Origin of the sequence: Paraburkholderia sp. UCT31 (assembly GCF_014397655.1) — a bacterium.
Lineage (GTDB): Bacteria > Pseudomonadota > Gammaproteobacteria > Burkholderiales > Burkholderiaceae > Paraburkholderia > Paraburkholderia tuberum.
Genome location: NZ_VZQP01000012.1, coordinates 1 through 26,334 on the forward strand (window position 1 = coordinate 1; position 26,334 = coordinate 26,334).

The window sequence follows — 26,334 nt, forward strand, 5'->3', positions numbered from 1 at the left end:
GCCGTGGCTGGGGTGGCCGCAATCGTGGCGGGGGGCGCCGCGTCCGCGCCGTGCGCGAGCGGCGCGATGGCCAACATGACCAACGATGCAGCCAGCGCGGCCGCCCGCGCGCCGCGCGTCGAAAGCCGAGCAGCGGAAAGACCAGCGACTGCCGATGCAATGAACATGAAACGCCTCCATGACGGATTGAACTCAGCTTCGATCACATTCCTGCGCGCAGCAATCCCCGCTCCAGCGCGAACGCATCACACCACGACGTAGCCGCGCTGTTCGAGCGTCCAGCGGTGCCACCGGTTGCCATACGCGCCGCATGCGAACGCGAACACGATCGACAGCACGAAGCCGATCAGATCGGCCGTCTCGCCCCACAGACCGATGCCGAGCAGGATCACGTTGATGCCTAGCATCACGAACGCGGCGAACCACATTCTCTTCGACAGCGCCCAGATGAAGCCGAGCAGGCACGCGCCCCAGCTGAAGCCGGTCGCGACCGCGATAGCGTCTTGGTGTTGCGGATGTTGCAGATAGATTCGTGTGTTCATGTTTTGCGAGGTTCCGTGCGATGACGCGGCGCGTCGATCGGTCGAGCACGCGCGCACCGCTTTTTAACATGCCGCGGCGACACCGCGCGCATCGGCAGCATACGGCCGCTGCGCTGACGATCCGCGGCATAGCTGCTACCCTTGGCAGATCACGATCAGCAGCGGAGCACGCATGACCTCGACGACAGCTTATTCCCCGAAAGGACCGACCCGCGCCGAGCTGGACTCGCTGCCCGGCGTCACCGTCGTCGAATTCGGCACCGACTGGTGCGGCTATTGCCAGGGCGCGCAGGCATCGATCCGCCAGGCGCTCGCGCCGCACGCGGGCCTGCGGCATCTGAAGATCGAGGACGGCCCCGGCCGCCCGCTCGGCCGCTCGTTCAAGGTCAAACTGTGGCCGACGCTCGTGCTGATGCGCGACGGCGCCGAGGTCGCGCGCGTGGTGCGGCCACGCAGCGCCGAGGATATCGACGACGCGTTCGCGTCGCTCTGAGATTCGAGCTCCGTCATGCGCCAGGTCATCCATCATCTGAGTGTCGAGGCCCGCGGCCGCGGCCTCGTCGAAGTTACCGACGACGCGCGCCGCTTCGTCGACGAGACGGACATCCGTACCGGTCTGCTGACGCTGTTTTGCCGGCACACGTCGGCGTCGCTGCTGATTCAGGAGAATGCCGATCCGTCCGTGCGGCGAGATCTGCAGCGCTACTTCGAGACCCTCGCGCCCGAGGACGACACGCGCTACGAGCACGACACCGAAGGCCCCGACGACATGCCCGCGCATCTGCGCACGGCGCTCACCCAGGTGCAGTTGTCCGTGCCCGTCGAGCATGGAAGGATGGTGCTCGGCACATGGCAGGGGCTGTATCTGTTCGAACATCGGCGTCACCCGCAGCCGCGCGATATCGTGTTGCATCTGCTCGGCGAATGAAGCCCGCTTTTGCACCCACTCGTCACGCAAAGGAAACTGTCACCGGCAATTCTCCGCACACCGCATCGAACGGAGCCTACCCAAGGGAGCACACCTCATGGACACCCGTAGCGAGCTGCAAGCCACCGTCAAGGCGATGGTTCAACCGGGCAAGGGTCTTCTCGCCGCCGACGAAAGCGGCCCGACCATCGCCAAACGCTTCAAGACGATCGGCCTCGAATCGACCGAGGAAAACCGTCGCGCGTATCGCAACCTGCTCCTGACGACGCCCGGCCTCGGCGAGTTCGTGAGCGGCGTGATCCTCTACGAAGAAACGCTCGGCCAGAAAGCCGACGACGGCACGCCGTTCCCGCAGGCGGCCGCGGCAAACGGCATCGTGCCCGGCATCAAGGTCGACCTCGGCAAGGTGCCGCTCGCGCTCGCTCCCGGCGACGAGATCACCGAGGGCCTCGACGGTCTCGCCAAACGCTTCGCCGATTACAAGCGGCAAGGCGCGCGCTTCGCGAAGTGGCGCGCGGTCTACAACATCACGGCGAGCCTGCCGAGCCGGCTCGCGATCGAGGCGAACGCCGATTCGCTCGCGCGCTACGCGGCGATCAGCCAGGAAGCCGGCATCGTGCCGATCGTCGAACCCGAGGTGTTGATGGACGGCGATCACACGATCGAGCGTTGCGCCGAAGTCACCGAGGCCGTATTGCACGAGGTGTTTCATGCGCTGCATCGGCATCGCGTGGTGCTCGAACATATCGTGCTGAAGCCGAGCATGGTGCTGGCCGGCTCCGAGCATCAGCAGCAGTCGAGCACGGCGCATATCGCGGCGGCAACCGTGCGCGTGCTGATGCGTACGGTGCCCTCTTCGGTTCCCGGTCTCGTGTTCCTGTCGGGCGGACAGTCGCCCGAGGAGGCTACCGCCAATCTCAGTGCGATGAACCGGCTCGGCGCGCTGCCGTGGAATCTGAGCTTTTCGTACGGGCGCGCGTTGCAGGAGCCGCCGTTGAATGCGTGGCGCGGACAGCCGGCCAACGTGAAGGAAGCGCAGCAGGCGTTGCTCAAGCGCGCGCGTCTGAACGGCGCGGCCGCGCTCGGCAAGTACGACGCGGCGATGGAAAAGGATTGACCGCTGGCGAGCGATTGCGAATCGCCAGTAATCACGTTTATGAACAAAACGGTGGGAGCCGACACGCCGGGTCACACCCGACGCGCGACTCCAGCCGCCCTTCTGCCTTGACACGCTGCGCTTACTGCCCCTTCGTATCGCTGCTCGCGTCGGCGCCCGGCGTATTCGTCGAGTCGGTCATGGGCTTCTTCGACTTCGAATGCTTCTTCATGTGATGGGGAGTCGAAGGCGTGGTCTCCCCGGTCGCGCCCGCATCGCCGCCCTCGCGTGTCGAGGTCGCGGCGTTGGTGTTCGGGTCGTTGCCGGCCGGTCCCCCGCCGCCTGCGCCACCGCCGGCGCCTTGGGCCATTGCGAGCGACGAAGCCGCGAGCAAGGTGGAAACGAGCACTGCCTGTCTGATCTTCATGGCGATTCTCCTCGGTGTCGAGAGTGTCGAAAGGAAGTGGGCGCGCGGTGACCGCACGCGCAAACCTCGCGCTCTTTTCAGCAAGGGCTGTGCCGCAGCACAGCACGCCAGGAAAAGCCCATGGACGCGATAGACGAACGGTGCCGCGGCTTCAGGTGCCGCAAGCCACCAGCGCATGCAGTTCGTCGATATTGAACGGCTTCGCGAGTATCGCGATGCCGAGCCGACGCGCGCGGTCGAGCTCGTCGGCGTAACCGGTCATCAGCGCGATCTTCTGCGACGGCCACGCGCTGCGGATCTTCTCCGCCAGGTCGATACCGTTCAGCTTGCCCGGCATCTGGATGTCCGACAGCACGAGCTCGAAGCGCTCGCCGGCGCTCAGCACGTCGAACGCCTGGTCGGCGGTCGGCTCGTGATGCACTTCGCAGCCGAAGGTTTCGAGCACCGCGGTCACGCCGGCCGCGACGTCCTCGTTGTCCTCGACGAGCAGCACGGCCCCGGCCGCGGTCGGCAGCGGCTGGCGCGCATCGGCGCCGGCCAGCGCGGCGCCCTCACGATAGCGCGGCAAAAACATCCGCACCGTCGTGCCGCTGCCCAGCACGCTGTCGATCTTCGCGGTGCCGCCGGCCTGCTCGGACATCGACAGCACCTGGGCGAGCCCGAGGCCGGTGCCCGAGCCGCGCAGCTTGGTCGTGAACAGCGGCTCGAACGCGCGTCGCGCGACCGATTCGGACATCCCTTCGCCGTCGTCGGAACAGGCGATCAGCACGTACTCGCCGTCCGGCAGCAGCGTATCGCTGCTGACCAGCCGATTGTTCTGGCAGCGGATCACGAAGCGTCCGCCGCGCGGCATCGCATCGCGCGCGTTCATCGCGATGTTCACGATCGCGAACTCGAGATCGGTCGGATCGACGAGCACCTGCCACAGGTTCTCCGGGATGCGCAACGCCAGTTCGATCGTGTCGCCGAGCGCCGCGTTGATCAGCGGCACGGCGGCCGGCAGCCAGCGCGCAAGCTCGACGGGCTCCTGCTTCAGCGGCTGCTTGCGCGCGACGCTCAAGAGACGCCGCGTCAGCGCTTCGGCCGTGGCGGTGGCACGCTCGACCGCATGCACTTCCTTCTCGAGATCGTTGTAATGCTTGAGGCGCGCGAGCTCGGTGTTCGCCGACACCACCATCAGCAGGTTGTTGAAATCGTGCGCGACATTCGCGACCAGATTGCCGAGCGCGCCCATGCGCTGCAGTTGCCGGCTCGACGCCTCGGCCGACAGACGCATCGCGACCTCGCCCTGCCACCGCTCCCACGCGCGCCGCTCCGCCTCGAGCTGACGCAGCGAATACAGCACGAGCCCCCAGATCGCGATGCAGGGCACCGCCGTCAGCGCCGCGATCAACATAAAGTGCGTGCGCCACGCCGCCACGATCGACGACGTCGCGTACGCGCTCATCACATACAACGGATAGTCGCCGACGCGGCGAAACGCGAGCAGCCGCTCGACACCGTCGACGGTCGAATCCAGACGCACGTGCCCGAACAGCTGTTTGTCGCGCAACGCGGACATGAACGCGCTGTGCATCGACGGCCGCGCGCCGGCCGGCCACGGCGGATAGCGCACCAGCAGATTGCCGTCCTGCCGGTACAGCGCGAGCGCGAGCGACGGATCGCCGTTGGTCAGCTCGCGATAGAAGCGCGAAAAATATTCGTCGCGCAGCGCCACCGTGACCACGCCGAGAAACTGACCGTCCATACCCGTGCGGGCGATCGCGGTCGTGAACACGTCGATCTTCGACAGCGTGCCGAACATCGGCAGCGAGAAATATGGCTGCGGACGCATCGCCTTCGCGGCGAGAAAGTCGTCGCGCAAGCCGATCGTCACTGCCGGCGCCGGATACGCGAGGCTCGACGCAAGTAACTGGCCGTTCACGCCGAGCAGTGAGATCGACGCCACCTGCGGATAGTCGCCGCCGATGCTCTGCAGACGCTCGTGCAATTCGCGCTCGCGCGCGCGGATCTGCGCGTCGTCGGAATTGCCGAGCAGCTCGATCACGCGCGAGGCCATCTGCCGGTTCAAATCCAGCACCTTGATGGCCTGCTCCTGCGCCACGCGCGCGATGCGGTCGATCATATCGTTCGCATCGGAGATGCGGCGCTGGTAGTCGAAGTAGCCATAGCCCACGAGGCAGGCCAACGGAAACACGATCGACACGGCCAGCAAGATCAGCAGCATGCGCCGCGTCGCCGCGAAGTTGCGTGACGGCATCGGCACATCGACTGCGACACGTTCTGCACGCTGCACGGTCACCTGCTCCATGAAAGTTGCATACGGTCAGGGAAGGCATTGCCTGTGAATTCGCACGCCGCTGTTCGCGCGCTAATTCCCCTGTCTCGAAATTTACCGCAACTCGGCCTATCTTCCCAAGCAGCTTCACGGCATCACTCCGCCGACGCGTCCGGGCACGACGATTGCTGCCTTATCGCTGCTTGATGGCAAGCGTACTTCCGTCACCGCTCGCGACGCGTTTGCGTGCGCTGCGCGAGCTCTTTCTTGCGCGAGGCTTCACCATGTCCACGACTGCCCGCCGCGTCGCGCGGCTCTCGGAATTGCCAGCGGACCGCGCGGTGCGCGTGATCGTGGACGGCACGCCGATTCTGCTGGTGCGCGATGGCGACACCGTGCGGGCGTACTCGCCTGATTGCCCGCATGCCGGGGGCCCGCTCGAAGAGGGCGCGCTGTGCCACGGCCGCATCATCTGCCCATGGCACAAGGGTACGTTCGACGTCGCGACCGGCAACGTGCTCGAGCCGCCCGCGCTGCTGCCGCTCGATCGCTACCCGGTCACGCTCGATGGCGACGACGTGCTCGTGTCGGTGGAAAAAGTCGCAGCGCCGGCACCGGCGGCGCACACATCCCCGCCCGATGCCACCGCGCAAGACAAGCACTACGTGGTAATCGGCGCGGGCGCGGCCGGCGCCGCTGCCTGTGCCGCGTTACGCGAGTTCGGCTTCGAGGGCCGCATCACGCTGATCGGCGACGAAGCGCACGCACCCTATGACCGCACCTCGCTGAGCAAATTCGTCCCCTCGTTTGAAATGACGCCCGCCGACGTGCCGCCGCTGCTGCCGCCCGACTGGCTGCACACGCACGGCATCGAGCGTATCGTCGCGAAGGTCGCGCGGCTCGACGTGCCTGCGCACACGATCCATTTCGAAGCCGGCGCGGGTGGTAGCGAGCAGAGCATCGAGCCGCTGAAATACGACACCGCGCTGCTCGCGACCGGCAGCGTGCCGAAAGTGCCCGACATGCCCGGCTGCGAACTCGGCGGCGTGCATGTGCTTCGACACCTCGACGATGCTGCCGCGTTGATCGACGCGCTCGGCGACGATGCATCGCAAACCCGCGTCGCGATTCTCGGCAGCAGCTTCATCGGCCTCGAAGTCGCGTCCGCGTTGCGCAAGCACGGCGTGCCCGTCACCGTGATTTCGCGCGACAAGGTGCCGTTCGCGAAGCAGTTCGGCGAGCGCGCGGGCCAGATGTTTCGCGCGCTGCACGAAAGCAATGGCGTGAAGTTTTATCTCGACGCCAAGGTCGCCTCGCTCGAGGGCGAGGAAGGCAATGTGCATACGGTGATGCTCGCCGGCGGCGAGGCCATCGCGGCCGATGTCGTGCTGCTGGGCACGGGGGTTGCGCCGGCTACGGGGTTTGTCGAAGGACTGCCATTGCAGAAGGACGGCGGCGTGGTCGTCAATGCCGGCATGAACGCCGCGTGCGGTCTGTATGCGGCCGGCGATATCGCCGTGTTCACGCTGCATGAGAACCAGGAGCCGGTGCGTATCGAGCATTGGCGCGTCGCGCAGCAGCATGCGCGCATCGCCGCGCAGAACATGTGCGGTTTGCGCAATCGCTATGCCGACGTGCCGTTCTTCTGGACCTATCACTACGGCAACAACTTCGAATACCTCGGCCACGCGAGCGAGTGGGATGAGATCGTCGTCGATGGCGACTTCGATCATCACCAGTTCATCGCGCTGTACGTGCGCGACGGCCACGTCGACGCGGTGTTCGCCTGCGAGCGCGAAGCGCTGACCGCGCGGCTTTCCGACGCGATGCGCGGCGGCCTGTCGCGGGCCGACGCGCTCGCGATCATCGGCGCGCCGGAAGCGGCGGCGTCGTGACGATGCGCACGTGGACCCGCGCGATCCGATGTCTTGACGTTCAACCTGGAGCAAGGAGCCACCATGACGACAAACAAGGAAAAGCATCCGCACTCGGAAAAGAGCGAGCAGCAGATCGACGAGCAGGTCGAAGACAGCTTCCCGGCTAGCGACCCGCCTTCGACGGGCGGCACCACGAAGATCGAGCCGGAGCAGGACAAGTCGAAGGGCGGGCACGACAAGCCCGCCGGTCAATAGGCGGATAACAAGCGGCGATGCCGGGACGCATCAGCAACGATCGCTCAGGAAAACCACCTATCGACCATCCTCGAACTGGGGCTGCGCGATCACCGTTCGCGTCGCATCGATGCGACGGCACGCGGCGCGAGGCGGCACTCGTGCCGCGCGGCTCGGGTGTGTCGTTCATGTTGCGGAGCGAAGATCGGGCATGGAAAAACGGTCCCTGAGCCGCACGCGGTTCGCCGGCTCGGAGTCTTATTACTCAATCCCGTTGAGCAATGCCTATTTCATCGAATCGCCCGACACCGGCCCGCTCTCGACCGGTGGTGCCTCCTTCTCGATCTCACTGCGGGCCTGCTCCCAGTATTGCTCGGGCGTGCCCTTCGGCTCGGCCGCCTGCTCCCACAGATAGTAGGCGCGCGTGCGGATCTGCTCCTCGACGCTCGGTTCCTGTTCCATTTGTTCACTCCAGCTTGGCCGTTTGCGTGCGCGCGCCTGCCGTGGCGAAGATCGCAGACGCGTGCGTATCGTCGATAACAGCAGGAGCAAACCTTGTACCTGTGCTGCGGCCCGCTTTTGCAACGGGGCTGGCGTCGCTCGCCAGCCTGCACTAGCCTGGCGCGGAGTCGCCTTCGTCGGAAGTCAACTGCTCTTCGAGGCGGTCGAACACGCGCTGCGTCGCGCGGCTCGGCGCTTCGAGCGCGAACAGCAGCAGCGAGCGGCCGGTCACCTGGTAGGCATCGCCCGCGCTGAATTGCGGCAGCTCGGCGCGCACCGGCATGTTGGTGTCGACGAGGCAGGTCCAAAAATCGCCCTCGGGAATGTCGGGCAGCGTGAAGTTGACGACGTCGTGATACGCGTTCAGCACCAGCAGCAAGGTCGCGTCGGACGCGAGACGGCGAATGCCGCTCGCCTGGGCACGGCCGTCGATCACGAGGCCGAAGCAGCGCATGGCCGGATCGGCCCACTGCTCGCCCGTGATGTCGGTGCCGTCCGGCGATAGCCAGCGCGTGTCGGTCACGTCGAGCGTCTCGTTGTATTCGCCAGTCAGAAAACGGCCGCGCCTCAGCACCGGCAAACGGTGGCGCAGCGTGGTCAGATTGCGCACGAACTCGGTCAGCGCGCGGCCGTCGTCGTCGATCGCATCCCAATCGACCCAGCTGATCTCGTTGTCCTGGCAATATGCGTTGTTGTTGCCCTGCTGCGTGCGGCCGAATTCGTCGCCGGCGAGGATCATCGGCGTGCCCTGCGAGAGCAGCAGCGTCGCGAGGAGATTGCGCTTCTGGCGCTCGCGTTGCTGGCGGATGTCGGCGTCGTCGGTCGGTCCTTCGACGCCCATGTTCCACGACTTGTTGTCCGAATGGCCGTCGCGGTTGTCCTCGCCGTTTGCCTCGTTGTGCTTGTCGTTGTACGAGACCAGATCGTTCAGCGTGAAGCCGTCGTGCGCGGCGATGAAGTTCACGCTCGCCCACGGCCGCCGGCCGCGATGATTGAACTTGTCGCCCGACGCGGTGACGCGCGTCGCGAGATCGGCGGCGGTGCCCTCGTCACCCTTCCAGTACGCCCGCGCGGTGTCGCGGAAGCGATCGTTCCATTCGGCCCAGCCCGGCGGAAAACCGCCCACCTGATAGCCGCCGGGGCCGCAATCCCACGGCTCGGCGATCAGCCGGATGCTGGAGAGCACCGGGTCCTGGCGGCAGCTGTCGAGAAAGCCGCCGCCCTCGTCGAAGCCGTGATCTTCGCGGCCGAGGATCGTCGCGAGATCGAAGCGGAAGCCGTCCACTTTCATTTCGGTGACCCAGTAGCGCAGGCTGTCGGTCACCATCTGCAGCACGCGCGGATGCGACAGGTTCAGCGTATTGCCGGTGCCGGTGTCGTTGATGTAGTAGCGCGGCTCGTCGGGCATCAGCCGGTAGTACGACGCGTTGTCGATGCCCTTGAACGAGACCGTCGGGCCGCGTTCGTTGCCTTCGGCCGTGTGGTTGTACACGACGTCGAGTATCACTTCGAGATCGGCCTGGTGAAACCGGTCGACCATCTCCTTGAATTCGCCGACCGACTCGGTCGATGACGCGAAAAAGCGCGGATCGGCCGCGAAAAAGCCGATCGTGTTGTAACCCCAGTAGTTCGTGAGACCCTTGTCGAGCAGATGGCTGTCGTTGACGAAAGTCTGGATCGGCATCAGCTCGACCGAGGTCACGCCAAGGCTGCGGATATGGTCGAGCACCGGCTGCTGCGCCAGACCCGCGAACGTGCCGCGCAGACGCTCGGGCACCCGCGGATGACGTTTCGTGTAGCCGCGTACGTGCGTCTCGTAGAGAATCACGCGCTCCCACGGCAGCGCGTTGCGCTCCGGATGGCTCCACGAAAAATTCGCGTCGACCACCTTGCACTTCGGCACGAAAGGCGCGCTGTCGCGTTCATCGAATGACAGGTCGAGCTCTTCCGAGCCGAGCGTATAGCCGAAGATTTCCGGCGCCCATATAAGCTCGCCGATGTGCGCCTTCGCATATGGATCGAGCAGCAGCTTGTTCGGATTGAAGCGATGCCCGTTTTCGGGCTCGTAGGGACCATGCACGCGATATCCATAGACGGCACCCGGTTTCAGATTCGGTACGAACACATGCCATACCTCGTCGGTGTATTCGGGCAGCTCGATCCGTTCGAGTTCGTGTTGGCCAGTTTCATCGAACAGACACAGTTCGACTTTGGTTGCGTGCGCGGAGAACAACGCGAAGTTGACGCCACTGCCGTTCCATGTCGCGCCGAGCGGAAAAGGCGTGCCTTCGGCAATGCGCGTCGAGTAGCTGGCTGGGGATGACATAGGTGTTCTCAGTGGCTGCAAGGAGGTTGGTATCTCAGGGTCATGCATGTGTTTTTTTCAACTGCCTTTCCACGTGTTCTTTGCTGCTGATTGTTCCAGTGTAGGCATTCGAGGCCCGCGCGCCGGACATTGCACCGCGCGCAAGCAGCGCGCCGGTGCGTGTAGCAACTTACGGGCCTGATCCGCCTCGCTTTCCCTCAGCTCAAAGTCGCGGCATGAGATTTGCAGCATACCGGCAAGGCGCACGCATTGCGCGCCGTCGAAACGCCACCACACCAAACCGGGAGAACACAGATGATGCGCAACACGCAGATCACACCGCTGGCCGCTTCCGCATCGCTTCTCGCCGCCATTACGCTGATTTCCGCGTTGGGCACGTGCGGCAGCGCGTTCGCGCAAGGCGCGCCGCAGGCGATCACCGAAAAACGCACGGACGTCGTGCAGCTCGCGAGCGGCTATCGCGCGTCGAAGCTGTCGGGCGCGGACGTGTACAACCGCAACAAGGACAACATCGGCACGCTCGATGATCTGATCGTGTCGCCGGGCACCGAGCGCACCACGTATGCGATCCTGTCGGTCGGCGGCTTTCTCGGCATGGGCAAGCATCTGGTCGCCGTGCCGTTCAACGATCTGCAGATCGACAACCGGCGCGTCGTGCTGCCCGAGGCGACGAAGAAATCGCTCGAGGCGTTGCCGGAGTTCAAGTACGCGAATTGAGCGCGGCGTTGCCGCGTCGAATCGATCGACGCGGCAACGGGCCATCCATGCACATGCGTTCAGGGGCGTAGTCAGCCGAGCAGCTTGTCGGGCGTAATGGGCAAATCGCGGATGCGTTTGCCGGTCGCATGCCAGATCGCGTTGCACACTGCCGCGGCCACGCCCACCACGCCGATTTCGCCGACACCTTTGACGCCGAGCGGATTGACGATGTCATCGCGCTCGTCGACGAACAGCACGTCGATCTCGTGAATGTCGGCATTCACCGGCATGTGATATTCGGCGAGGTTGTGATTCATCTGCCGTCCTAGCGCGTGATCGAACTGGCCGTGCTCGTGCAGCGCCATGCTGATGCCCCACACGACGCCGCCCGCGACCTGATGGCCCGCCGTCTTCGGATTGACGATGCGTCCCGCCGCGACCGCGCTGACCACGCGCGTCACCCGCACAGTGCCGAGCGCTTCGTCGACGCGCACTTCGGCGAACACCGCCGAATGCGTGCCCATCGAATACGCCTGCTGCTTTTCGTGCGGCTTCACGCTGGCCTGCTCTTCGAGTTCGTCCAGCCCGGCGCGCTGCAACAGCGTCGCAATCGCGATCGAGTCGTCCGCGTGTGGGCCGCACACGAGCCGGTTGCGCTCGCGCCGCACGTGTTCGCGAGTCGCCGACGCGAACCGTGCCCCACCATGTTCGCGCGCCAGTTCAACCAGACGGTTGTGCAGGCGCGTACACGCGGCATCGACTGCGCTGCCCACCGACGACACCGTCCACGATCCGCCCTCGATCGGCGCCTTCGGCAGCCGGGTGTCGCCGAGTTCGAAGCTGACGTCGCCGAGCGGCACGCCGAGCGCGTCGGCGGCGATCTGCGTCATCGCGGTGTAGGTTCCGGTGCCGATATCGGCGGTCGAACTCGACACGCTGACGCGGCCATCGGGCGTCAACACCGCGCGTGCGGCCGCTTCGTTCTGCATCGCGTCCCACACACCGGTCGCCATGCCCCAGCCGATCAACTCGTTGCCGTCGCGGCGTGCGCGCGCCTCGAGCGGCCGCCCCGCCCAGCCGAAGCGGGCCGCGCCTTCCCGATAGCAGTCGCGCAGCGCCTTGCTCGAAAACGGCAGATTCCTGTTCGCGTCGCGCTCTGCATAGTTGACGAGCCTCAATTCGAGCGGGTCCATCCGCAATGCCTCGGCCAGTTCGTCCATCGCGACTTCGAGCGCAAAGAGCCCTTGTGTCGCGCCGGGCGCGCGCATGTCGACCGGTGTCGGCACGTCGAGCTTCGCGACCCTGTAGCCCATCGACACGTTGTCGCATCGATACAGCTGCCCCGCCCAGTTGACCACCACGTCGCAGTAGTCCTCGTAGCGCGAGGTTTCCGACACCGCCTCGTGGATCACCGCCTGCAGGCGGCCATCCGCCGACGCGCCGAGCGCGACGCGCTGCACCGTTTGCGGACGATGCGCGAAGGTGAACATCTGCTGCCGGGTCAGCGTGACGCGCACGGGTTTGTTCAGTTCGCGCGCGGCCATTACCGCGAGCGCCAGATGATATTGCGGCCTCAAGCCGGAGCCGAACGCGCCGCCGACGAACGGCGACACCACCTGCACTTCGTCGTCTTTCAAACCGAACACACGCGTCAGATAGCCCTTCGTATTGACGACGCCCTGAGTCTTTTCATGGACGGTCAAGCGTCCTTGCGCATCGGGCACCACGGTGCATCCGTGCATTTCCATCGGATTGTGATACTCCGGTGGTGTCGTGTAGAACGCGTCCACGCGCGCCTTTGCATCGGCCAAGGCCTTGCGTGGGTCGCCGCGCTCGGGCGGAGGCGGATCGAAGCCGCCCTTCTCGGCCGACGGCGGCACGGCGCTCGTCAACGCTGCTTCGATATCGGTCTGGTGCGAGCCGGCCTCGTAACGCACCTGCACCAGCGACGCCGCGTAGCGCGCCAGTTCCAGCGACTGCGCGACCACCAGCGCAACCGGCTGCCCGCTGTACCACACGCGCTCGTCCCACAGCGGCCTCAATGGCGTGCCGCCGGGCGCGACCATGTCCTTGAACGCGTCGACGTCCGACGGCAGCGCCGGGCGCTTGCGATGCGTGAGCACGAGCAGCACGCCGGACAGCGCCTCGGCGGCCGAGGTATCGATCGACACGATCTTGCCTGTCGCGATCGTGCCCGACACGACGACGCCATACACGAGCCCTTCGACGCAGAACTCGGCGGCATATTGCGCGGCGCCGGTCACTTTGACGGGCCCGTCCACTCGCGAATGCGGCACGCCGGTGGCAGGCTTCGGGCTGCCTGTCGACGGCAAGGGTTCGGCACGGTTCATCGCGCGGCCTCCTCGAACGAACGTTGTGTGGCCTCGCCGAAGGCGCGCACGATCACGCGCGCCGCGAGTTCGATCTTGAACGCGTTGTCGCGCTGAGCGCGCGCACCGCGCAGCAGCGTCGCCGCAAAGTCGCGCAACGTTCGCGCGTTCAGCGTCTCGCCGCGCAGTGCGGCTTCGGCGGCGGGATCGCGCCACGGCTTGTGCGCGACCCCGCCGAGCGCACAACGCGCGTCGACGATCCGCGCCTCGTCATCGAGTTCGACGCCGACCGCGGCCGACACCAGCGCGAACGCATACGATGCGCGGTCGCGCACCTTCACGTACGCGTGATGCGCGGCAAAGCCTTGCGGCGGCAGTTCGATCGCGGTCACGAGTTCGTCGTCGCGCAGGTTGGTGTCGATCTGCGGCGTATCGCCGGGCAGCCGGTGAAAATCCGCGAACGGCAGCGTGCGTGCGCCGTCGGTGCCGATCAGATGCACGGTGGCGCCGAGCGCCGCCAACGCGACGCACATATCGGACGGATGCACGGCGATGCAGTGCTCGCTCGCACCGAGGATCGCGTGAATGCGGTTCACGCCATGCAGCGCCGGACAGCCGCTGCCGGGTTCGCGCTTGTTGCACGGCGTGCCAATGTCGTAGAAGTAGTAGCAGCGCGTACGTTGCAGCAGATTGCCGCCGACCGTCGCGACGTTGCGAATCTGCGGCGACGCGCCCGCCAGAATCGCTTTCGCGAGCAGCGGGTAGCGTGTCGCGACGGTATCGTCATACGCGAGCGCGCTATTGGTTACGAGCGCGCCGATCTTCAGGCCGCCCTGCGCCGACGCTTCGATCTGCCTGAGCGGCAAACGGTTGATGTCGACGAGCAAAGCCGGGCGCGCGACGTCTTCGCGCAGCAGGTCGACGAGATTTGTGCCGCCCGCGATGAACGCGGCGCCCGTGTCCGAACGATGCCGTTCGAGCGCATCCTGCACCGCATCGGCGCGCGTGTACGAGAAGCGGTTCATGGCCGCGCTCCAGATTGATTCGCGACCGCACTGTCTTGCCTTGCGTCATCGTCACCGAAATGCGCAGCGTCGAGAATCGCCGCGACGATGTTCGGATACGCGCCGCAGCGGCACAGATTGCCGCTCATCTGCTCGCGCACATCGTCCGCGCAGCGCGCATGTCCTTCTTCGAGCATCGCGTGCGCCGAGCAGATTTGTCCGGGCGTACAGTAGCCGCACTGGAACGCGTCGTGATCGATGAACGCCTGCTGCAGCGGATGCAACGTGTCGCCGTTCGCGAGACCTTCGATCGTCGTGATCGCTGCGCCGTCGTACACGACCGCGAGCGCGAGGCAGGTATTGATCCGCTGGCCATTGACGATCGCCGTACAAGCGCCGCATTGACCGTGATCGCAGCCCTTCTTGGTGCCGCTCAGGTGCGCATGCTCGCGCAGCAGATCGAGCAGCGAGGTCCACGCTTCGACGTCGAAGCGCCGCGTCTCGCCGTTGATCTCGAACGTCAATGCATGCGACGCGGGCGCGTCGGCCCGGGCGGTTTCAGCATCGGGGGTAGCCATCGGATTTCCTCCTCACAAGGCATCGCGCAAGCAGTGCGGCGCGCGACGGAACTCAACGCAACTCAAACCAATGCAAAGCGGCGACAGCGCGCGAGCGCGATGCCGCCGCGGCGTGCGGCGCGTCGGGAGGCAGGCCGACGCGCTCGACGGATCGCTTATTGCCCCGCCCCACTACCCGCGCGCGGCGGCGTCGCGCCTTTGAAGCGCTTGTGGGTGGTGGTGCGGCCATTGCCGCCGCCGGCGACGCCATTGGTGGCGCCCCCCGATTCGCCGACATTGCCGTTCGCGTTGTTCGCGCTGGTCGTGTCCGGCGTGCGCGACTCTTCCTGGCTTGCGCCGGGTTGCGCGGCAGACTTGCTGTTTTGCACGGACGGATTGGTACCGGTCTGCGCGAAGCCCGCCTGCGCAAAGCCTAGCGCGAGGCAGCCTGAAACGAGCGTGGCAGCCAGTTTGACGGATACATCGATCTTCATGGAACTCTCCCTTATGACGTTATGAAAACCCACTGCGCGAACCTCGTACGTGAGCGCAGGCGGCCATGCCGCCATCAGTTCGACAACCTAAATAATCGGCGCGCCGCCCGTTACCGCAATCGTCGCGCCCGAGATGTAGCTCGCTTCATCCGACGCGAGCATCACGTACGCGGCGGCCAGTTCGGCCGGTTGGCCGGGGCGCTTCATCGGCACCTGCTTGCCGAACTGCTCGACCTTGTCTGCCGGCATCGTCGATGGAATCAACGGCGTCCAGATCGGTCCCGGGGCCACGCAGTTCGCGCGAATGCCCTTTTCCGCGAGCAATTGCGCGAGGCCACCGGTGAAGTTCTGGATCGCGCCCTTGGTGGTCGCATACGCGATCAGGCCAGGATTCGGATGATCGGCATTGATCGACGAAGTATTGATGATCGCGCCGCCCGGCTTCATGTGGCGCACCGCCGCGCGCGTGATCCTGAACATCGCGCCGATGTTGGTATCGAAGGTCCGGTCCCATTCTTCGTCGCTGATCGCGTCGAGCGACGGATAGCTCATCTGATACGCGGCGTTGTTGACCACCACGTCGAGCCGGCCGAATGCCTCGATCGCCTTGTCGACGATCGCATCGCAATGCGTGCGATCGCGGATATCGCCGCCGAGCAGCACCGCCTTGCGACCCGCGTCCTCGACCCAGCGTGCGGTCTCGCGCGCATCGTCGTCTTCGTCGAGATAGGCGATCAGCACATCCGCGCCTTCGCGCGCGAACGCGATCGCGACCGCGCGGCCGATGCCGCTGTCGCCGCCGGTCACGATCGCCGCCTTGCCTGCGAGACGCCCCGATCCTTCATAGGTTTTCTCGCCGTGATCCGGTTGCGGGTTCATGTCGGCCGTGCGGCCGGGCCTCTGGTCCTGCTGCTGTTCAGGAAACGGCGGTGCCGGACGTTGCGTGTCGCTCATGTCGGATCTCCCTCGGTGCGAATGACCATGGGCGGCGCGCACGAGCGCGCCGCATCATCGGTTTTTCAGCAACGAGTGGGCCTGCATGCAATAGCGAGAGGAAACTCCTGCGCGCAGGACACGCATGGCTAAAGAAACTGCGTCGGACAGAACGGTGGCGAACAGATGGCAGATTGATGACAAACAGATTCGCAGAACGACGAGTGCGATTTTCTGGCGACGACCGTGCAGAAATAACAGAACTGTCAGCAAGTTTTCGCTAACAACGTGATTCAGATGATGGCTCCGCCGCATGCAACGCCGCCGCCGATTCGAGCACGCGCAGCAGACGCTCGGGTGTCAACGGTTTGGCGCAATGCGCGTCGAAGCCGGCCGCCTTCGCGAGCGCGCGATCGTCGCGCGACGCAAACGCGGTACACGCGACCAGCAGCATGTGCGAAGTCTGCGGATGCGCGCGCAGCCGCCGCGCGAGTTCGAGCCCGTCGAGTCCAGGCATCTTGATGTCGAGCACCACCGCGAACGGCTGCCATTCGCGCGCGGTCTCGCACACGGCAAACGGATCGTCGAGCGCGCGGCATTCGAAGCCGTCGGCCATCAATAGCATTTGCAGCGCATCGGCCGCTTCCCGGTAATCGTCGACTACCAGCACACGACGATGCGCGGCCATCGCATAGCGGATCGGTCGCCATACGAGCACGTCGTCGCTGCTGTCCACGTTGTCGTTGAACACTGTCATTATTTCTCGCCCTTTTACATTGGCCCTGAAGGGCATCCGCGCCACACGTGCAAGATTCGATCCCATTGCTTTTGCCGGACTACGATCAGCTTTTTGTTATTCCCGCTTCGCATCGGACGATGCCGCGGCCAGCACGCCTCGTCGCGCATTCCAGCGTTTCAATCAGCTGGAATGCGGGATTCAGCGTGCCCATTCATCACGGCATTTGAATGACGGCGCCTACGATGTGCGCGCTGCGCAACATCGATTGACGCTCTGTCTTTGTGCTATCCGCCTCGTTCCGGGGCGTCGCAGGTTATCGGTAATTTCAACGAATTGGGGGGCCACGCAATGCATGCCGCTTGCGCACTGATGGCGCGAATCGATGACGCGGTCTTAACAAAGAATAAGCGACGATGCCGATAAAAAAATGCTCGACATGTTAGGGGTTTGTGCTCTGCGGGTTATCCCGCACGATTATCGATGAACCCTTTCAACATCGCGAGCGTGTCTGCGTCGTCGATGTGTTTGTCCGTGCGCCAGCGCAGCATGCGTGGAAAACGCACGGCCACGCCGGACTTGTGACGCGAACTCGCCTGTATCCCTTCGAAGCCGATCTCGAACACGAGCGTTGGCGTCACGCTGCGCACGGGGCCGAATTTATCGACGGTGGTCTTGCGCACGATCGCATCGACCCGACGCATCTCTTCATCCGTGAGCCCTGAATAGGCCTTCGCGAACGGCACCAACGTGCGCACGCCGTCGGCCTCGTCCCACACCGCGAACGTGTAGTCCGTGTAAAGACTCGCGCGACGGCCATGACCGCGCTGCGCGTAAACAAGTACAGCGTCCACCGCATAAGGCTCGATCTTCCATTTCCACCACGTGCCCGAGGACTTGGTACGACCCACGCCGTACATCGACTCGCGCTCCTTGAGCATCAAACCTTCGACGCCGCGCGCGCGGCTCTCGTCGCGCAACGCCGCGAGCGCGGTCCAGTCCGCTGCAAGGACGAGCGGCGATATGCGCAGCAGACCACGCGCGAGCGTGCCATCGACGGAGCTGGCCAGCGCATCGAGGCGTGCGCGCCGTTCAGCGAGCGGGTTCATGCGCTGGTCCTGTCCGTTCGCTTCGAGCAGATCGTATGCGAGCAGCGCGGCGGGCGAATCCGCGAGTATCTTGCGCGTCAGCGTCTTGCGCGCGATGCGCGGTTGCAGCCGCGCGAACGGCAATGGCGCTGCCGCGCCGGGCTCCCACGCGAGAATCTCGCCATCGATCACGTAGCCATCGGGTAATGACTCGCCCAATGCCGCGACTTCGGGAAAACGATCGGTAATCAGATCCTCGCCGCGCGACCACAACCACACGCGGCCGCCGCGTTTGACGAGTTGCGCGCGTATGCCGTCCCACTTCCACTCGATCAGCCAGTGCGCGGGATCGCCGAGCGTCGCCGGATCGGTCTGCAAGGGATGCGCGAGAAAGAACGGATACGGCAGGCCGAGGTCGCTATCGTGTTCAGGCGCGTGCGCTTGCGTATCGTCGTCGGTCTGCGGCGCGATCAGACGCAGATAGCGCGCCGCATCGGGCTTCTGTCGCGAATCGGTCCAGCCGACCATTCGTTGCGCGATCCGCTTGTGATCGACGCCGGCCACTTCGGCGAGCGCACGCACCACCAGTTGCCGCGCGACGCCGACACGAAAGCCGCCGCCGATCAGCTTGGTCAGCAGGAAACGACCGCCCCAGTCGAGTTCGTCCCAGTAGCCGAGCAGACGCCTGCGCAACTCGTCGGGCGGCAGGCCGCGCAGCGGCAGCATGCGTTGCTCGATCCATTGCGTGAGACCCAGCTCGGAGTTGCGCGACGCCGGCGGCAGGATATGCGCGATGGTCTCGGCCAGATCGCCCACCGCGTGATACGACTCCTCGAACAGCCACTCGGGCAAGCCGGCGCGCTCGCGCGCGATTTCGGTCAGCAAACGCGTCGGCACGAGTTGACGCGGCTTGCCGCCCGCGAGGAAATACGACGCCCATGCCGCGTCTTCGGGGTCGGCCACCGAGAAATAACTGGTCAGCGCCGCGAGCTTGTCGTGCGTCGACGTGGTCGCATCGAGCGCGGTGTAGAGAGCCGCGAAGCGTTTCATACGGTGCCCGTCATGATTCGCTCGCCGCCGGCGCCTGGTCGGCGCCGGCCGCATCGGCTTCGACGGTATCGTCGCCGTATTGCGTTTCGAACGCGCTGGCGTGCAGGCCCTGCTCGTTGAGCCAGCGCACCATCGGTTCGATCGAGCCATGCGTGACGATCACGCGGGAGGCGCCGCTCTCGCGTATCGCCGTTTGCAAACCCGGCCAGTCCGCGTGATCCGACAGCACGAAGCCACGATCGACGCCGCGCCGGCGACGCGCGCCGCGCAGGCGCATCCAGCCCGACGCGAACGCATCGCTGTAGTCGCCGAAGCGCCTGAGCCACGCGCTGTTCTGCGCGGACGGCGGCGCGACGATCAGCGCCTGTTTGAATACGCCCTTGTCTTTCGCGGCAATCTCGCCGACCAGACCGACCGCCGGCAGACGCACGCCCGCGTCGCGATACGCGCGATTGAGCGGCTCGAGCGCGCCGTGGCAGAAGATCGGCCCGATCGCCGCATCGACACTCGCGAGCACGCGTTGCGCCTTGCCGAATGAATAGCAGAACAGCACCGACGCGCGCCCTTCGGAGGCGTTGTGACGCCACCATGAATCGATCGAATCGAACACGCTTTGCGGCGTATCCCAGCGATAGATCGGCAGACCGAACGTCGATTCGGTGATGAACGTATCGCAGCGCACCGGTTCGAACGCGGCGCAGGTCCGGTCGGCTTCGAGCTTGTAGTCGCCCGACGCCACCCACACGCGGCCCGCGTGCTCGATGCGCACCTGCGCCGAGCCGAGCACGTGCCCGGCCGGATGCAGCGACACGCGCGCCGCGCCAATCGTCAGCGGCTCGCCGTAGTCGAGCGGGTGCAGCGCGATGCCGGGCAGCCGCGATAGCAGCACGCTCGCGCCCGCGCGCGTGGCCAGGTAGCGCTGATGACCGAAACGCGCGTGGTCGGAATGCGCATGTGTGATCACCGCGCGTTCGACCGGCCGCCACGGATCGATGTAAAAATCGCCGGGCGGGCAATACAGTCCCTCCGGCCGCGCGATCACCAGATCGTTGGCTTGCGGCGCGGTGTCGGTCTGACGCGGCGGCTGATCCATCGGCTGTCCTCGGCAAGGGAACGCGATCTTGCGAACGCGGCCAAGCAAACTATATGCCGCACCATTGATGGCCCCGTTTCTGCTTACGGTATATAAAGCACACAGGCGTGTCGAGAGCGGCTGCCATCCGGCAGTGCCCGGCGCGCACCGCGAGGCCTCATGCCGATCCTGCTCGACCAGCAAGCGCTGTATATCGCCAGACATCCCTGGCGCTTCCTGCTGCAAACGCTGAAAGCGTTTCGCGCGAACCAGGGGCTGCTGCTCGCGGGCGCGGTCGCGTACTACGCGTTGCTGTCCATCGTGCCGCTGCTGATCCTGATCGTCATCGTGTTGTCGCGCGTGGTGCCGCAGCAGCTGGTGCTCGACGCGCTTGCGCATCTGCTGCGCTGGCTCGTGCCCGGACAATCGGCCGCGCTCGTGCGTGAGCTGTCGAACTTCCTGCTGCATCGCGCGGTAATCGGCTGGGTGCTGCTGCTGACGATGATCTTCTTCAGCTCGCTCGCGTTCACCGTGCTCGAAAACGCGATGTCGCTGATCTTCGTGCATCGGGTCGTCGTGAAGCGGCGCCACTTCCTGATCTCGGCGCTGCTGCCGTACTGCTACATCCTGTTTCTCGGCGTGGGGCTGCTGATCGTCACGTTCGTGTCGAGCGCGCTCGACACGATCGGCGCCGAAGGACTCCGACTGTTCGGCCTGCACGTGTCGTTGCAGGGCTTCTCGCGAGTGATGCTGTATCTGTTCGGGCTCGCCGGCGAAATCTTCGTGCTGACCTCGGTTTATCTGGTGATGCCGGTGGGACGGCCGTCGCTCAAACACGCGCTGATCGGCGGCGTGGTGGCCGGCGCATTGTGGGAGATCACGCGGCACGTGCTGGTCTGGTATTTCGCCACGCTGTCGCAGGTCAGCGTCGTCTATGGTTCGCTGACGATGGCGATCGTGATCCTGCTCAGCTTCGAATGGCTCGCCACCTTGCTGCTGTTCGGCGCGCAGGTGATATCGCAATACGAGCGCTTCGGCCACGAACCGCTCGACGCGCCGCAGCCGAGGATCAAGACCGGGTAGCAAGCCATTCGCAAGGAACAAGCCTTGCTCGCCGATACCGACGACGGCCGCCCATTTCGCGCGGCGGCATCGACTGGCTATCGAGGAGCGAGGATCATGGCTGAAACCGTCGGCGATTTCATCATCGGGCGACTGCACGCATGGGGTGTGCGGCGAATCTACGGCTATCCGGGCGACGGCATCAACGGCGTGTTCGGCGCGTTGAACCGCGCGCAGAGCGAAGCGAAGAAACGCCACAAAAGCACGGATCAGCCGGGCCCGATCGAATTCATTCAGGTCCGTCACGAAGAAATGGCCGCGTTCATGGCCTCCGCGCATGCGAAATTCACCGGCGAGTTGGGCGTGTGCATCGCCACCTCGGGGCCGGGCGCATCGCATCTGCTGACGGGGCTGTACGACGCGCGCATGGATCACATGCCGGTGCTGGCGATTACCGGTCAGCAGGCACGCGCGGCGATCGGCGGACATTATCAGCAGGAGCTCGATCTGCCCGCGATGTTCAAGGACGTGGCCGGCTCGTTCGTCGGCTTTGCGACGCTGCCCGCGCAGGTCCGTCATCTGGTCGATCGCGCAGTGCGCATCGCGCTCGCCGAGCGCGCGGTCACGGCGCTGATACTGCCGAACGATCTGCAGGACATTTCCTACGAGCCGCCGGGGCGCAAGCATGGCACGCTGCATTCGGGCATCGGTTACGCACGCCCGCGCGTCGTACCGAGCGACGAGCAATTGCGCCAGGCCGCCGACGTGCTGAACGCGGGCCGCAAGGTCGCGATCCTGGTCGGCGCGGGCGCGCTGCACGCGACCGACGAAGTGATCGCGATCGCCGAGAAACTCGGCGCCGGCGTCGCCAAGGCGCTGCTCGGCAAGGCCGCGCTGCCCGACGATCTGCCGTGGGTGACCGGTTCGATCGGCCTGCTCGGCACGAAGCCGAGCTACGACATGATGACCCATTGCGATACGTTGCTGATGATCGGCTCGGGCTTCCCCTACTCGGAATTTCTGCCGAAAGAAGGCGACGCGCGCGGCGTGCAGATCGACATCAAGGCCGACATGCTGAGCCTGCGTTATCCGATGGAAGTGAACCTCGTCGGCGATAGCGCCGAGACGCTGCGCGCGCTGCTGCCGCTGCTCGAGGAAAAGAAGGATCGGCTGTGGCGCGAGCGCATCGAAGGCTGGGTGTCCGACTGGTGGAAGACGCTGGAAAAACGCGCGCACGAACCCGCGAAAGATGGCCTGAATCCGCAGCTCTCGGTATGGGAGCTGTCGAAGCGCATTCCCTCGAACGCGATCGTCACCAGCGATTCGGGCTCGGTCGCGAACTGGTACGCACGCGATCTGCAAGTGCAGCGCGGCATGATGTGCTCGCTGTCGGGCGGGCTCGCGTCGATGGGCGCGGCCGTGCCCTATGCGATCGCCGCGAAGTTCGCGTACCCCGAGCGGCCCGTGATCGCGCTCGTCGGTGACGGCGCGATGCAGATGAACAACATGGCCGAACTGATCACGGTCGCGAAGTACTGGCAAGGCTGGAGCGATCCGCGCTGGATCTGCATGGTGCTCAACAATGGCGACCTGAATCAGGTCACATGGGAGCAGCGCGTGATGGAAGGCGATCCGAAGTTCGAGGCCTCGCAGAACATTCCGTCCGTGCCGTATCACCGCTTCGCGGAGCTGATCGGTCTGAAGGGCATCTATGTCGACAATCCCGATCAGATGGCCACCGCCTGGGACGACGCGCTCGCGTCGAATCGCCCGGTCGTGATCGAGGTGAAGGCCGATCCGAACGTGCCGCCGCTGCCGCCGCACGTCACGCTCGCGCAGGCGAAGGCGTTCGTCGAGACGTTGATGAAGGGCGATCCCGATCAGGGCAACGTGGTGGTCGAAACGGCGAAGCAGGTGCTCGGTGCCGTGCTGCCGGGGCATCACGACAAATGACGCGGTAGCGGCTCGACGACGCGTGTGCGCGCCAACGTTCGACGCAGAACGTGGCTGGTAAAATGGCGCGCGCTCCGTGCACGCGCTCATTGGGTCTGCTTCGCCGCAGGCCATCACGTCGGGCGTTATCTCATGCTCACACACATCCTCGCCGTTTTCGCGGCGGCCCACACTGCGTCATTCGCGTCATTCGCGCAAGTCGCGTCATTCGCGTCATTCGCGTCATCAGGCATGGACGCTCTTGCCCATGCTTGACGAAACCCGCATCGCGCGCGCACTGACCGCGCGCGGCATCTCTGCCGATGCACGGCAGCGCGAGGCCATCGGCGCGCTCGTCGGGTTGGTCGGCGCGCAGCAGCGCGCGCGGCAGGCATGGTCCACCGCCGCGTTCGGACCGCAAGGCGTCTACTGTCACGGACTGCCGGGCCGCGGTAAGAGCCTCGTCGTCGATACGCTGTTCGAGCTTGCGCCATGCCGCAAACGGCGCCTGCATTTCCACGAGTTCCTGCGCGCGATGAACCGCCGGCTCGTGCACGCGCCGCGTGGCGACGACCGGCTCGGCGACGTGTCGCGGCAATGGCTCGACGGTATCGAGCTGCTGTGCTTCGACGAATTCCATGTGCACGATATCGCCGACGCGTTCCTGATGGGCCGCTTTCTCGACACCGCGATCAACCTGGGCACGCGTATCGTGCTGACGTCGAACTACGCACCGGACGATCTGTTGCCCGACCCCGAGTTTCACGAGCGCTTTCTGCCGACCATCGCGCAGATCAAACGCGGCTTCACGGTGATCCATTTCGATGGCGTGCGCGATTACCGCTTCGGCGGCGAAGCGGCCGAGGTGCCGCGCTTTTTCGCGCCGCTCGACGCATCGAGCGAGGCCGCGTTGCGCGATATCTTCACGAGCCATGAACGCGACGCCGCGATCGAGCCGATCAGGCTGAGCGCGGCGGGCCGGCCGCTCGAAGCGCGGGCAGCCGGCCGCGCGCTGCTGTGGGCGGACTTCGAGCAGTTGTGCGTCGCAAGCCGCTCGCACCTCGACTACCTCGATCTCGCCGAGCAATGGCAAGGCTTGATCGTCGATCGTCTGCATACGGAAGCGCTGAGGCAGCCGCATACGCTGCAGCGCCTCGTCTGGCTGATCGACATCTTCTACGACCGCAAGCGTGCGCTCTTCATCGCCTCCGATCAGCCGATCGGGACCGCGTTGATCGGTCTCGAAGGCGCGCATGATCTGTCGCGTACGCTGAGCCGGCTTGCCGAGATGCAGTCGCGCGCATATCGCAGCACGCTTGAACGGGGCGGCGAGGACAACGCGCAAGACGGCATCAACGCCGAGGCTTGATGGCCGGGCATCGCACCCGCGCGCATTTCTGCAATTCTTGCAAAGCGACGGTAAAGCGTGCCAACGCCGTTTCGCCTCGACGCACGCGCCACGGCGCCGCGCGATGCATCGCCGGCCACCCGAAACAAGCCTACACTCAACCATGCCATGCCCCGCGGTACCGGAAAACTCGCCGCCAGATCAGTTCGATGGGCGTGGGCGAACATGCTCGTTCTTCATCGCGCCGCTCTTTCGCGGCAAAGGAGAAGCCATGGAAAAGATCCCAAAAGCCACGGCCTTGTTCATCGCAGGTTTTGGCCCGATTGTGATTGAAGCCCAGGCAAGCCGCGATCTCTACGGTCGGGCCTTCGGTATCCCCTTCAAGGAAGAGAACGGCGGCTATCTCCATACGGAGGGTCTGAACGGCGCAAACTCTTTCGCCTTGTGGCCGCTCTCCCACGCCTCCCAGTCGTGCTTCGGCACGGATTCGTGGCCTCGCGACGTACCCATCCCGCAAGCCTGGATCGAGTTTGATGTCGACGACGTCCAGGCGGCAACGGCGGAACTTGAATCGCAAGGGTATCGGATGCTGGTCAGGAACCGGAATGAGCCGTGGGGCCAGACGGTCAGTCGCTTCATCGGGCCGGAAGGATTGCTGGTCGGAATCACGTTTACGCCGTGGATGCGGGAAGAGAAATGATGGGCAACCACAGTGGCAGTCTTGCGCGCGTTGACTGATAGCCTCAGATCGGGGACCAGCGCGCGTCAGGTTACCCGGTTAGCGCCGAAAATCGATATTCACCATTGTGAATAATGCGCGTAACTATCAGCCATCGCTTTCCTAAACTTGGCATTAGGCGAGCACGACGGAAACGGTGCGGAAGCATCGTTTGCGTCGAAATCGCAGTCCAACCAAGGAGACGCGTGTCATGAACAAGGCAACCAGCACATTGATCGCGGCCGTCGCCGCACTCACGCTGTCGGGCAGCGTATATGCACAAAGCAACAACACGCTGGCGACTCCGACCACACAGTCGCCGGCCGCTGCAACGAGTGGATACGGCACGCCTGGCGCCACCAACACGGACAGCGGCGGCTCCGGGTCGCCGACCTCGGGCCAGCCGAATAGCGCGAACAGTAGCTCGACGTCCCGCCCCCCCGCTTACGGGGTTAACAACTCGCTGGCGACGCCAACCACAAAGTCGCCAGCCGGCCAATGAGAGCAATCAAGGCTGGCAACCGGGCGCAAATGAGCGCAAAGCGACCAGGCGGTTCAATTTCGTCGGGCGAAGCGTGACCGAATAGCAGCGACTGGAACACAGATCGCGACGGTAGAAAAAAGTTGGTGTGACTGGCCGGTCATAAACGCGCCAGAAGGCCGAGTTCGCCCCAACGTGTCGGCCTGTGTGCCAGGACGTCTCGATTGAGCTTCCCCCGAAATTTCGCCTTCCGGTAGGTCGTGTATAAAATCGACAATGAATCAAGGACGGACCTCGGTCAGTTAGGTGGTTTGCATCGCCGCTTGAAAACGGCCGCCGTCCCTGTATCCCCCTAACTTTCGGACAATCGGCGTGATATCGAACGTTCGCGCTCACCGGTGCCGGTTGTGATCCAGCGCTGCCTCGATTACGACGCGGGGCCGGCGGTCTGGCAATCCGCGGCCAGCGAAGACGGTTACTCGCGGCGGGTTTCAACCTGCGCTGAAAGCCTCCCTCGTCAAAAGTAACCGTCCTCCATGACGACGTTGCGGGCGCATGCTTCTCACCGTCTAGCAGACACTCGTGGATGTCCGATCACTGATCTACGATCGAACCGAACCG

General features: G+C 65.0%; 24 protein-coding genes. 11 read left to right on the forward strand and 13 right to left on the reverse strand.

Annotated features, from left to right (window positions below):
• Window positions 1–245 precede the first annotated feature (245 nt).
• On the reverse strand, window positions 246–542 hold the full coding sequence (locus tag F6X40_RS12355) for a DUF2628 domain-containing protein (protein ID WP_184062253.1): 297 nt from the start codon (window positions 540–542) through the stop codon (window positions 246–248).
• 172 nt (window positions 543–714) lie between these two features.
• On the opposite strand from F6X40_RS12355, the gene F6X40_RS12360 reads away from it, so the two are divergent.
• The 3 genes from F6X40_RS12360 to F6X40_RS12370 all read left to right on the forward strand — a co-directional run bounded on the left by F6X40_RS12360 (window position 715) and on the right by F6X40_RS12370 (window position 2,587).
• Window positions 715–1,035: a thioredoxin family protein gene (locus F6X40_RS12360; RefSeq protein ID WP_187628043.1), complete on the forward strand. Its 321-nt coding sequence runs from the start codon at window positions 715–717 to the stop codon at window positions 1,033–1,035.
• Window positions 1,036–1,050: 15 nt separating this feature from the next.
• Window positions 1,051–1,470, forward strand: a complete 420-nt coding sequence (locus F6X40_RS12365; RefSeq protein ID WP_187628044.1) for a secondary thiamine-phosphate synthase enzyme YjbQ — start codon at window positions 1,051–1,053, stop codon at window positions 1,468–1,470.
• Window positions 1,471–1,567: 97 nt separating this feature from the next.
• Window positions 1,568–2,587, forward strand: coding sequence for a class I fructose-bisphosphate aldolase (locus F6X40_RS12370; RefSeq protein WP_187628045.1), 1,020 nt, complete (start codon window positions 1,568–1,570; stop codon window positions 2,585–2,587).
• A 121-nt stretch (window positions 2,588–2,708) separates the two neighbouring features.
• On the opposite strand, the gene F6X40_RS12375 is transcribed toward F6X40_RS12370, so the two are convergent.
• Together F6X40_RS12375 and F6X40_RS12380 are read right to left on the reverse strand one after the other, a co-directional pair.
• Window positions 2,709–2,993 carry a hypothetical protein gene (locus F6X40_RS12375; protein ID WP_187628046.1) on the reverse strand — a complete coding sequence of 95 codons (285 nt, stop codon included), beginning with the start codon at window positions 2,991–2,993 and terminating at the stop codon, window positions 2,709–2,711.
• 151 nt (window positions 2,994–3,144) lie between these two features.
• Window positions 3,145–5,304: a hybrid sensor histidine kinase/response regulator gene (locus F6X40_RS12380; protein WP_187628047.1), complete on the reverse strand. Its 2,160-nt coding sequence runs from the start codon at window positions 5,302–5,304 to the stop codon at window positions 3,145–3,147.
• 251 nt (window positions 5,305–5,555) lie between these two features.
• Between F6X40_RS12380 and F6X40_RS12385 the strand changes: the two genes are divergently transcribed.
• On the forward strand, window positions 5,556–7,166 hold the full coding sequence (locus F6X40_RS12385) for an FAD-dependent oxidoreductase (RefSeq protein WP_187628048.1): 1,611 nt from the start codon (window positions 5,556–5,558) through the stop codon (window positions 7,164–7,166).
• A 63-nt stretch (window positions 7,167–7,229) separates the two neighbouring features.
• Complete coding sequence (locus F6X40_RS12390; protein WP_187628049.1) at window positions 7,230–7,403, forward strand: hypothetical protein; 174 nt, start codon at window positions 7,230–7,232, stop codon at window positions 7,401–7,403.
• A 264-nt stretch (window positions 7,404–7,667) separates the two neighbouring features.
• Here the strand turns inward: F6X40_RS12390 and F6X40_RS12395 are convergent, their stop codons facing one another.
• Both F6X40_RS12395 and glgX read right to left on the reverse strand, forming a co-directional pair.
• The gene (locus F6X40_RS12395) at window positions 7,668–7,844 is read right to left on the reverse strand and encodes a DUF2934 domain-containing protein (protein ID WP_184035182.1); all 177 of its coding nucleotides are present in this window, start codon (window positions 7,842–7,844) and stop codon (window positions 7,668–7,670) included.
• A gap of 151 nt (window positions 7,845–7,995) precedes the next feature.
• Complete coding sequence (gene glgX / locus F6X40_RS12400; protein WP_187628050.1) at window positions 7,996–10,209, reverse strand: glycogen debranching protein GlgX; 2,214 nt, start codon at window positions 10,207–10,209, stop codon at window positions 7,996–7,998.
• Window positions 10,210–10,503: 294 nt separating this feature from the next.
• Here glgX and F6X40_RS12405 point away from each other — a divergent pair, with 294 nt between their 5' ends.
• Window positions 10,504–10,926 carry a PRC-barrel domain-containing protein gene (locus F6X40_RS12405; protein ID WP_187616711.1) on the forward strand — a complete coding sequence of 141 codons (423 nt, stop codon included), beginning with the start codon at window positions 10,504–10,506 and terminating at the stop codon, window positions 10,924–10,926.
• Between the two features lie 71 nt (window positions 10,927–10,997).
• On the opposite strand, the gene F6X40_RS12410 is transcribed toward F6X40_RS12405, so the two are convergent.
• The 8 genes from F6X40_RS12410 to F6X40_RS12445 all read right to left on the reverse strand — a co-directional run bounded on the left by F6X40_RS12410 (window position 10,998) and on the right by F6X40_RS12445 (window position 20,193).
• Window positions 10,998–13,259, reverse strand: a complete 2,262-nt coding sequence (locus F6X40_RS12410) for a xanthine dehydrogenase family protein molybdopterin-binding subunit (protein ID WP_187628051.1) — start codon at window positions 13,257–13,259, stop codon at window positions 10,998–11,000.
• Window positions 13,256–14,263 (reverse strand): FAD binding domain-containing protein, encoded by a 1,008-nt coding sequence (locus F6X40_RS12415; protein WP_187628052.1) that lies wholly within the window; start codon window positions 14,261–14,263, stop codon window positions 13,256–13,258. The genes F6X40_RS12410 and F6X40_RS12415 overlap by 4 nt, the downstream gene beginning before the upstream one ends.
• Window positions 14,260–14,820 carry a (2Fe-2S)-binding protein gene (locus F6X40_RS12420; protein ID WP_187628053.1) on the reverse strand — a complete coding sequence of 187 codons (561 nt, stop codon included), beginning with the start codon at window positions 14,818–14,820 and terminating at the stop codon, window positions 14,260–14,262. The genes F6X40_RS12415 and F6X40_RS12420 overlap by 4 nt, the downstream gene beginning before the upstream one ends.
• A 155-nt stretch (window positions 14,821–14,975) precedes the next feature.
• Window positions 14,976–15,293, reverse strand: a complete 318-nt coding sequence (locus F6X40_RS12425; RefSeq protein WP_187628054.1) for a hypothetical protein — start codon at window positions 15,291–15,293, stop codon at window positions 14,976–14,978.
• An 87-nt stretch (window positions 15,294–15,380) separates the two neighbouring features.
• A complete protein-coding gene (locus F6X40_RS12430) occupies window positions 15,381–16,247 on the reverse strand; it encodes a glucose 1-dehydrogenase (protein ID WP_187628055.1) in 867 nt (288 codons plus the stop codon).
• 259 nt (window positions 16,248–16,506) lie between these two features.
• Window positions 16,507–16,983, reverse strand: a complete 477-nt coding sequence (locus F6X40_RS12435) for a response regulator (protein ID WP_018425151.1) — start codon at window positions 16,981–16,983, stop codon at window positions 16,507–16,509.
• Between the two features lie 443 nt (window positions 16,984–17,426).
• Window positions 17,427–19,100, reverse strand: coding sequence for an ATP-dependent DNA ligase (locus F6X40_RS12440; RefSeq protein WP_187628056.1), 1,674 nt, complete (start codon window positions 19,098–19,100; stop codon window positions 17,427–17,429).
• A 10-nt stretch (window positions 19,101–19,110) separates the two neighbouring features.
• A complete protein-coding gene (locus F6X40_RS12445; protein WP_187628057.1) occupies window positions 19,111–20,193 on the reverse strand; it encodes a ligase-associated DNA damage response exonuclease in 1,083 nt (360 codons plus the stop codon).
• Between the two features lie 159 nt (window positions 20,194–20,352).
• Between F6X40_RS12445 and F6X40_RS12450 the strand changes: the two genes are divergently transcribed.
• The 5 genes from F6X40_RS12450 (at window position 20,353) to F6X40_RS12470 (ending at window position 25,734) form a co-directional block, all read left to right on the forward strand.
• Complete coding sequence (locus tag F6X40_RS12450) at window positions 20,353–21,255, forward strand: YihY/virulence factor BrkB family protein (RefSeq protein ID WP_090809917.1); 903 nt, start codon at window positions 20,353–20,355, stop codon at window positions 21,253–21,255.
• Between the two features lie 96 nt (window positions 21,256–21,351).
• On the forward strand, window positions 21,352–23,187 hold the full coding sequence (locus tag F6X40_RS12455) for a thiamine pyrophosphate-requiring protein (protein WP_187628058.1): 1,836 nt from the start codon (window positions 21,352–21,354) through the stop codon (window positions 23,185–23,187).
• Between the two features lie 247 nt (window positions 23,188–23,434).
• Complete coding sequence (zapE, locus tag F6X40_RS12460; RefSeq protein WP_187628059.1) at window positions 23,435–24,535, forward strand: cell division protein ZapE; 1,101 nt, start codon at window positions 23,435–23,437, stop codon at window positions 24,533–24,535.
• A 250-nt stretch (window positions 24,536–24,785) separates the two neighbouring features.
• Window positions 24,786–25,214, forward strand: a complete 429-nt coding sequence (locus tag F6X40_RS12465; RefSeq protein WP_187628060.1) for a VOC family protein — start codon at window positions 24,786–24,788, stop codon at window positions 25,212–25,214.
• Window positions 25,215–25,443: 229 nt separating this feature from the next.
• Window positions 25,444–25,734 carry a hypothetical protein gene (locus F6X40_RS12470; protein ID WP_187628061.1) on the forward strand — a complete coding sequence of 97 codons (291 nt, stop codon included), beginning with the start codon at window positions 25,444–25,446 and terminating at the stop codon, window positions 25,732–25,734.
• Window positions 25,735–26,334 lie beyond the last annotated feature (600 nt).

Coding starts and splice junctions, on each gene's coding strand:
- F6X40_RS12405 (WP_187616711.1), top strand. CDS start 10,504: ATGATGCGCAACACGCAGATCACACCGCTGGCCGCTTCCGCATCGCTT.
- F6X40_RS12445 (WP_187628057.1), bottom strand. CDS start 20,193: ATGGATCAGCCGCCGCGTCAGACCGACACCGCGCCGCAAGCCAACGAT.
- F6X40_RS12455 (WP_187628058.1), top strand. CDS start 21,352: ATGGCTGAAACCGTCGGCGATTTCATCATCGGGCGACTGCACGCATGG.
- F6X40_RS12430 (WP_187628055.1), bottom strand. CDS start 16,247: ATGAGCGACACGCAACGTCCGGCACCGCCGTTTCCTGAACAGCAGCAG.
- F6X40_RS12435 (WP_018425151.1), bottom strand. CDS start 16,983: ATGACAGTGTTCAACGACAACGTGGACAGCAGCGACGACGTGCTCGTA.
- F6X40_RS12370 (WP_187628045.1), top strand. CDS start 1,568: ATGGACACCCGTAGCGAGCTGCAAGCCACCGTCAAGGCGATGGTTCAA.
- F6X40_RS12365 (WP_187628044.1), top strand. CDS start 1,051: ATGCGCCAGGTCATCCATCATCTGAGTGTCGAGGCCCGCGGCCGCGGC.
- F6X40_RS12450 (WP_090809917.1), top strand. CDS start 20,353: ATGCCGATCCTGCTCGACCAGCAAGCGCTGTATATCGCCAGACATCCC.
- F6X40_RS12385 (WP_187628048.1), top strand. CDS start 5,556: ATGTCCACGACTGCCCGCCGCGTCGCGCGGCTCTCGGAATTGCCAGCG.
- F6X40_RS12395 (WP_184035182.1), bottom strand. CDS start 7,844: ATGGAACAGGAACCGAGCGTCGAGGAGCAGATCCGCACGCGCGCCTAC.
- F6X40_RS12420 (WP_187628053.1), bottom strand. CDS start 14,820: ATGGCTACCCCCGATGCTGAAACCGCCCGGGCCGACGCGCCCGCGTCG.
- F6X40_RS12440 (WP_187628056.1), bottom strand. CDS start 19,100: ATGAAACGCTTCGCGGCTCTCTACACCGCGCTCGATGCGACCACGTCG.
- F6X40_RS12415 (WP_187628052.1), bottom strand. CDS start 14,263: ATGAACCGCTTCTCGTACACGCGCGCCGATGCGGTGCAGGATGCGCTC.
- glgX (WP_187628050.1), bottom strand. CDS start 10,209: ATGTCATCCCCAGCCAGCTACTCGACGCGCATTGCCGAAGGCACGCCT.
- F6X40_RS12410 (WP_187628051.1), bottom strand. CDS start 13,259: ATGAACCGTGCCGAACCCTTGCCGTCGACAGGCAGCCCGAAGCCTGCC.
- F6X40_RS12375 (WP_187628046.1), bottom strand. CDS start 2,993: ATGAAGATCAGACAGGCAGTGCTCGTTTCCACCTTGCTCGCGGCTTCG.
- F6X40_RS12380 (WP_187628047.1), bottom strand. CDS start 5,304: ATGGAGCAGGTGACCGTGCAGCGTGCAGAACGTGTCGCAGTCGATGTG.
- F6X40_RS12470 (WP_187628061.1), top strand. CDS start 25,444: ATGAACAAGGCAACCAGCACATTGATCGCGGCCGTCGCCGCACTCACG.
- F6X40_RS12390 (WP_187628049.1), top strand. CDS start 7,230: ATGACGACAAACAAGGAAAAGCATCCGCACTCGGAAAAGAGCGAGCAG.
- F6X40_RS12360 (WP_187628043.1), top strand. CDS start 715: ATGACCTCGACGACAGCTTATTCCCCGAAAGGACCGACCCGCGCCGAG.
- F6X40_RS12355 (WP_184062253.1), bottom strand. CDS start 542: ATGAACACACGAATCTATCTGCAACATCCGCAACACCAAGACGCTATC.
- F6X40_RS12425 (WP_187628054.1), bottom strand. CDS start 15,293: ATGAAGATCGATGTATCCGTCAAACTGGCTGCCACGCTCGTTTCAGGC.
- zapE (WP_187628059.1), top strand. CDS start 23,435: ATGCTTGACGAAACCCGCATCGCGCGCGCACTGACCGCGCGCGGCATC.
- F6X40_RS12465 (WP_187628060.1), top strand. CDS start 24,786: ATGGAAAAGATCCCAAAAGCCACGGCCTTGTTCATCGCAGGTTTTGGC.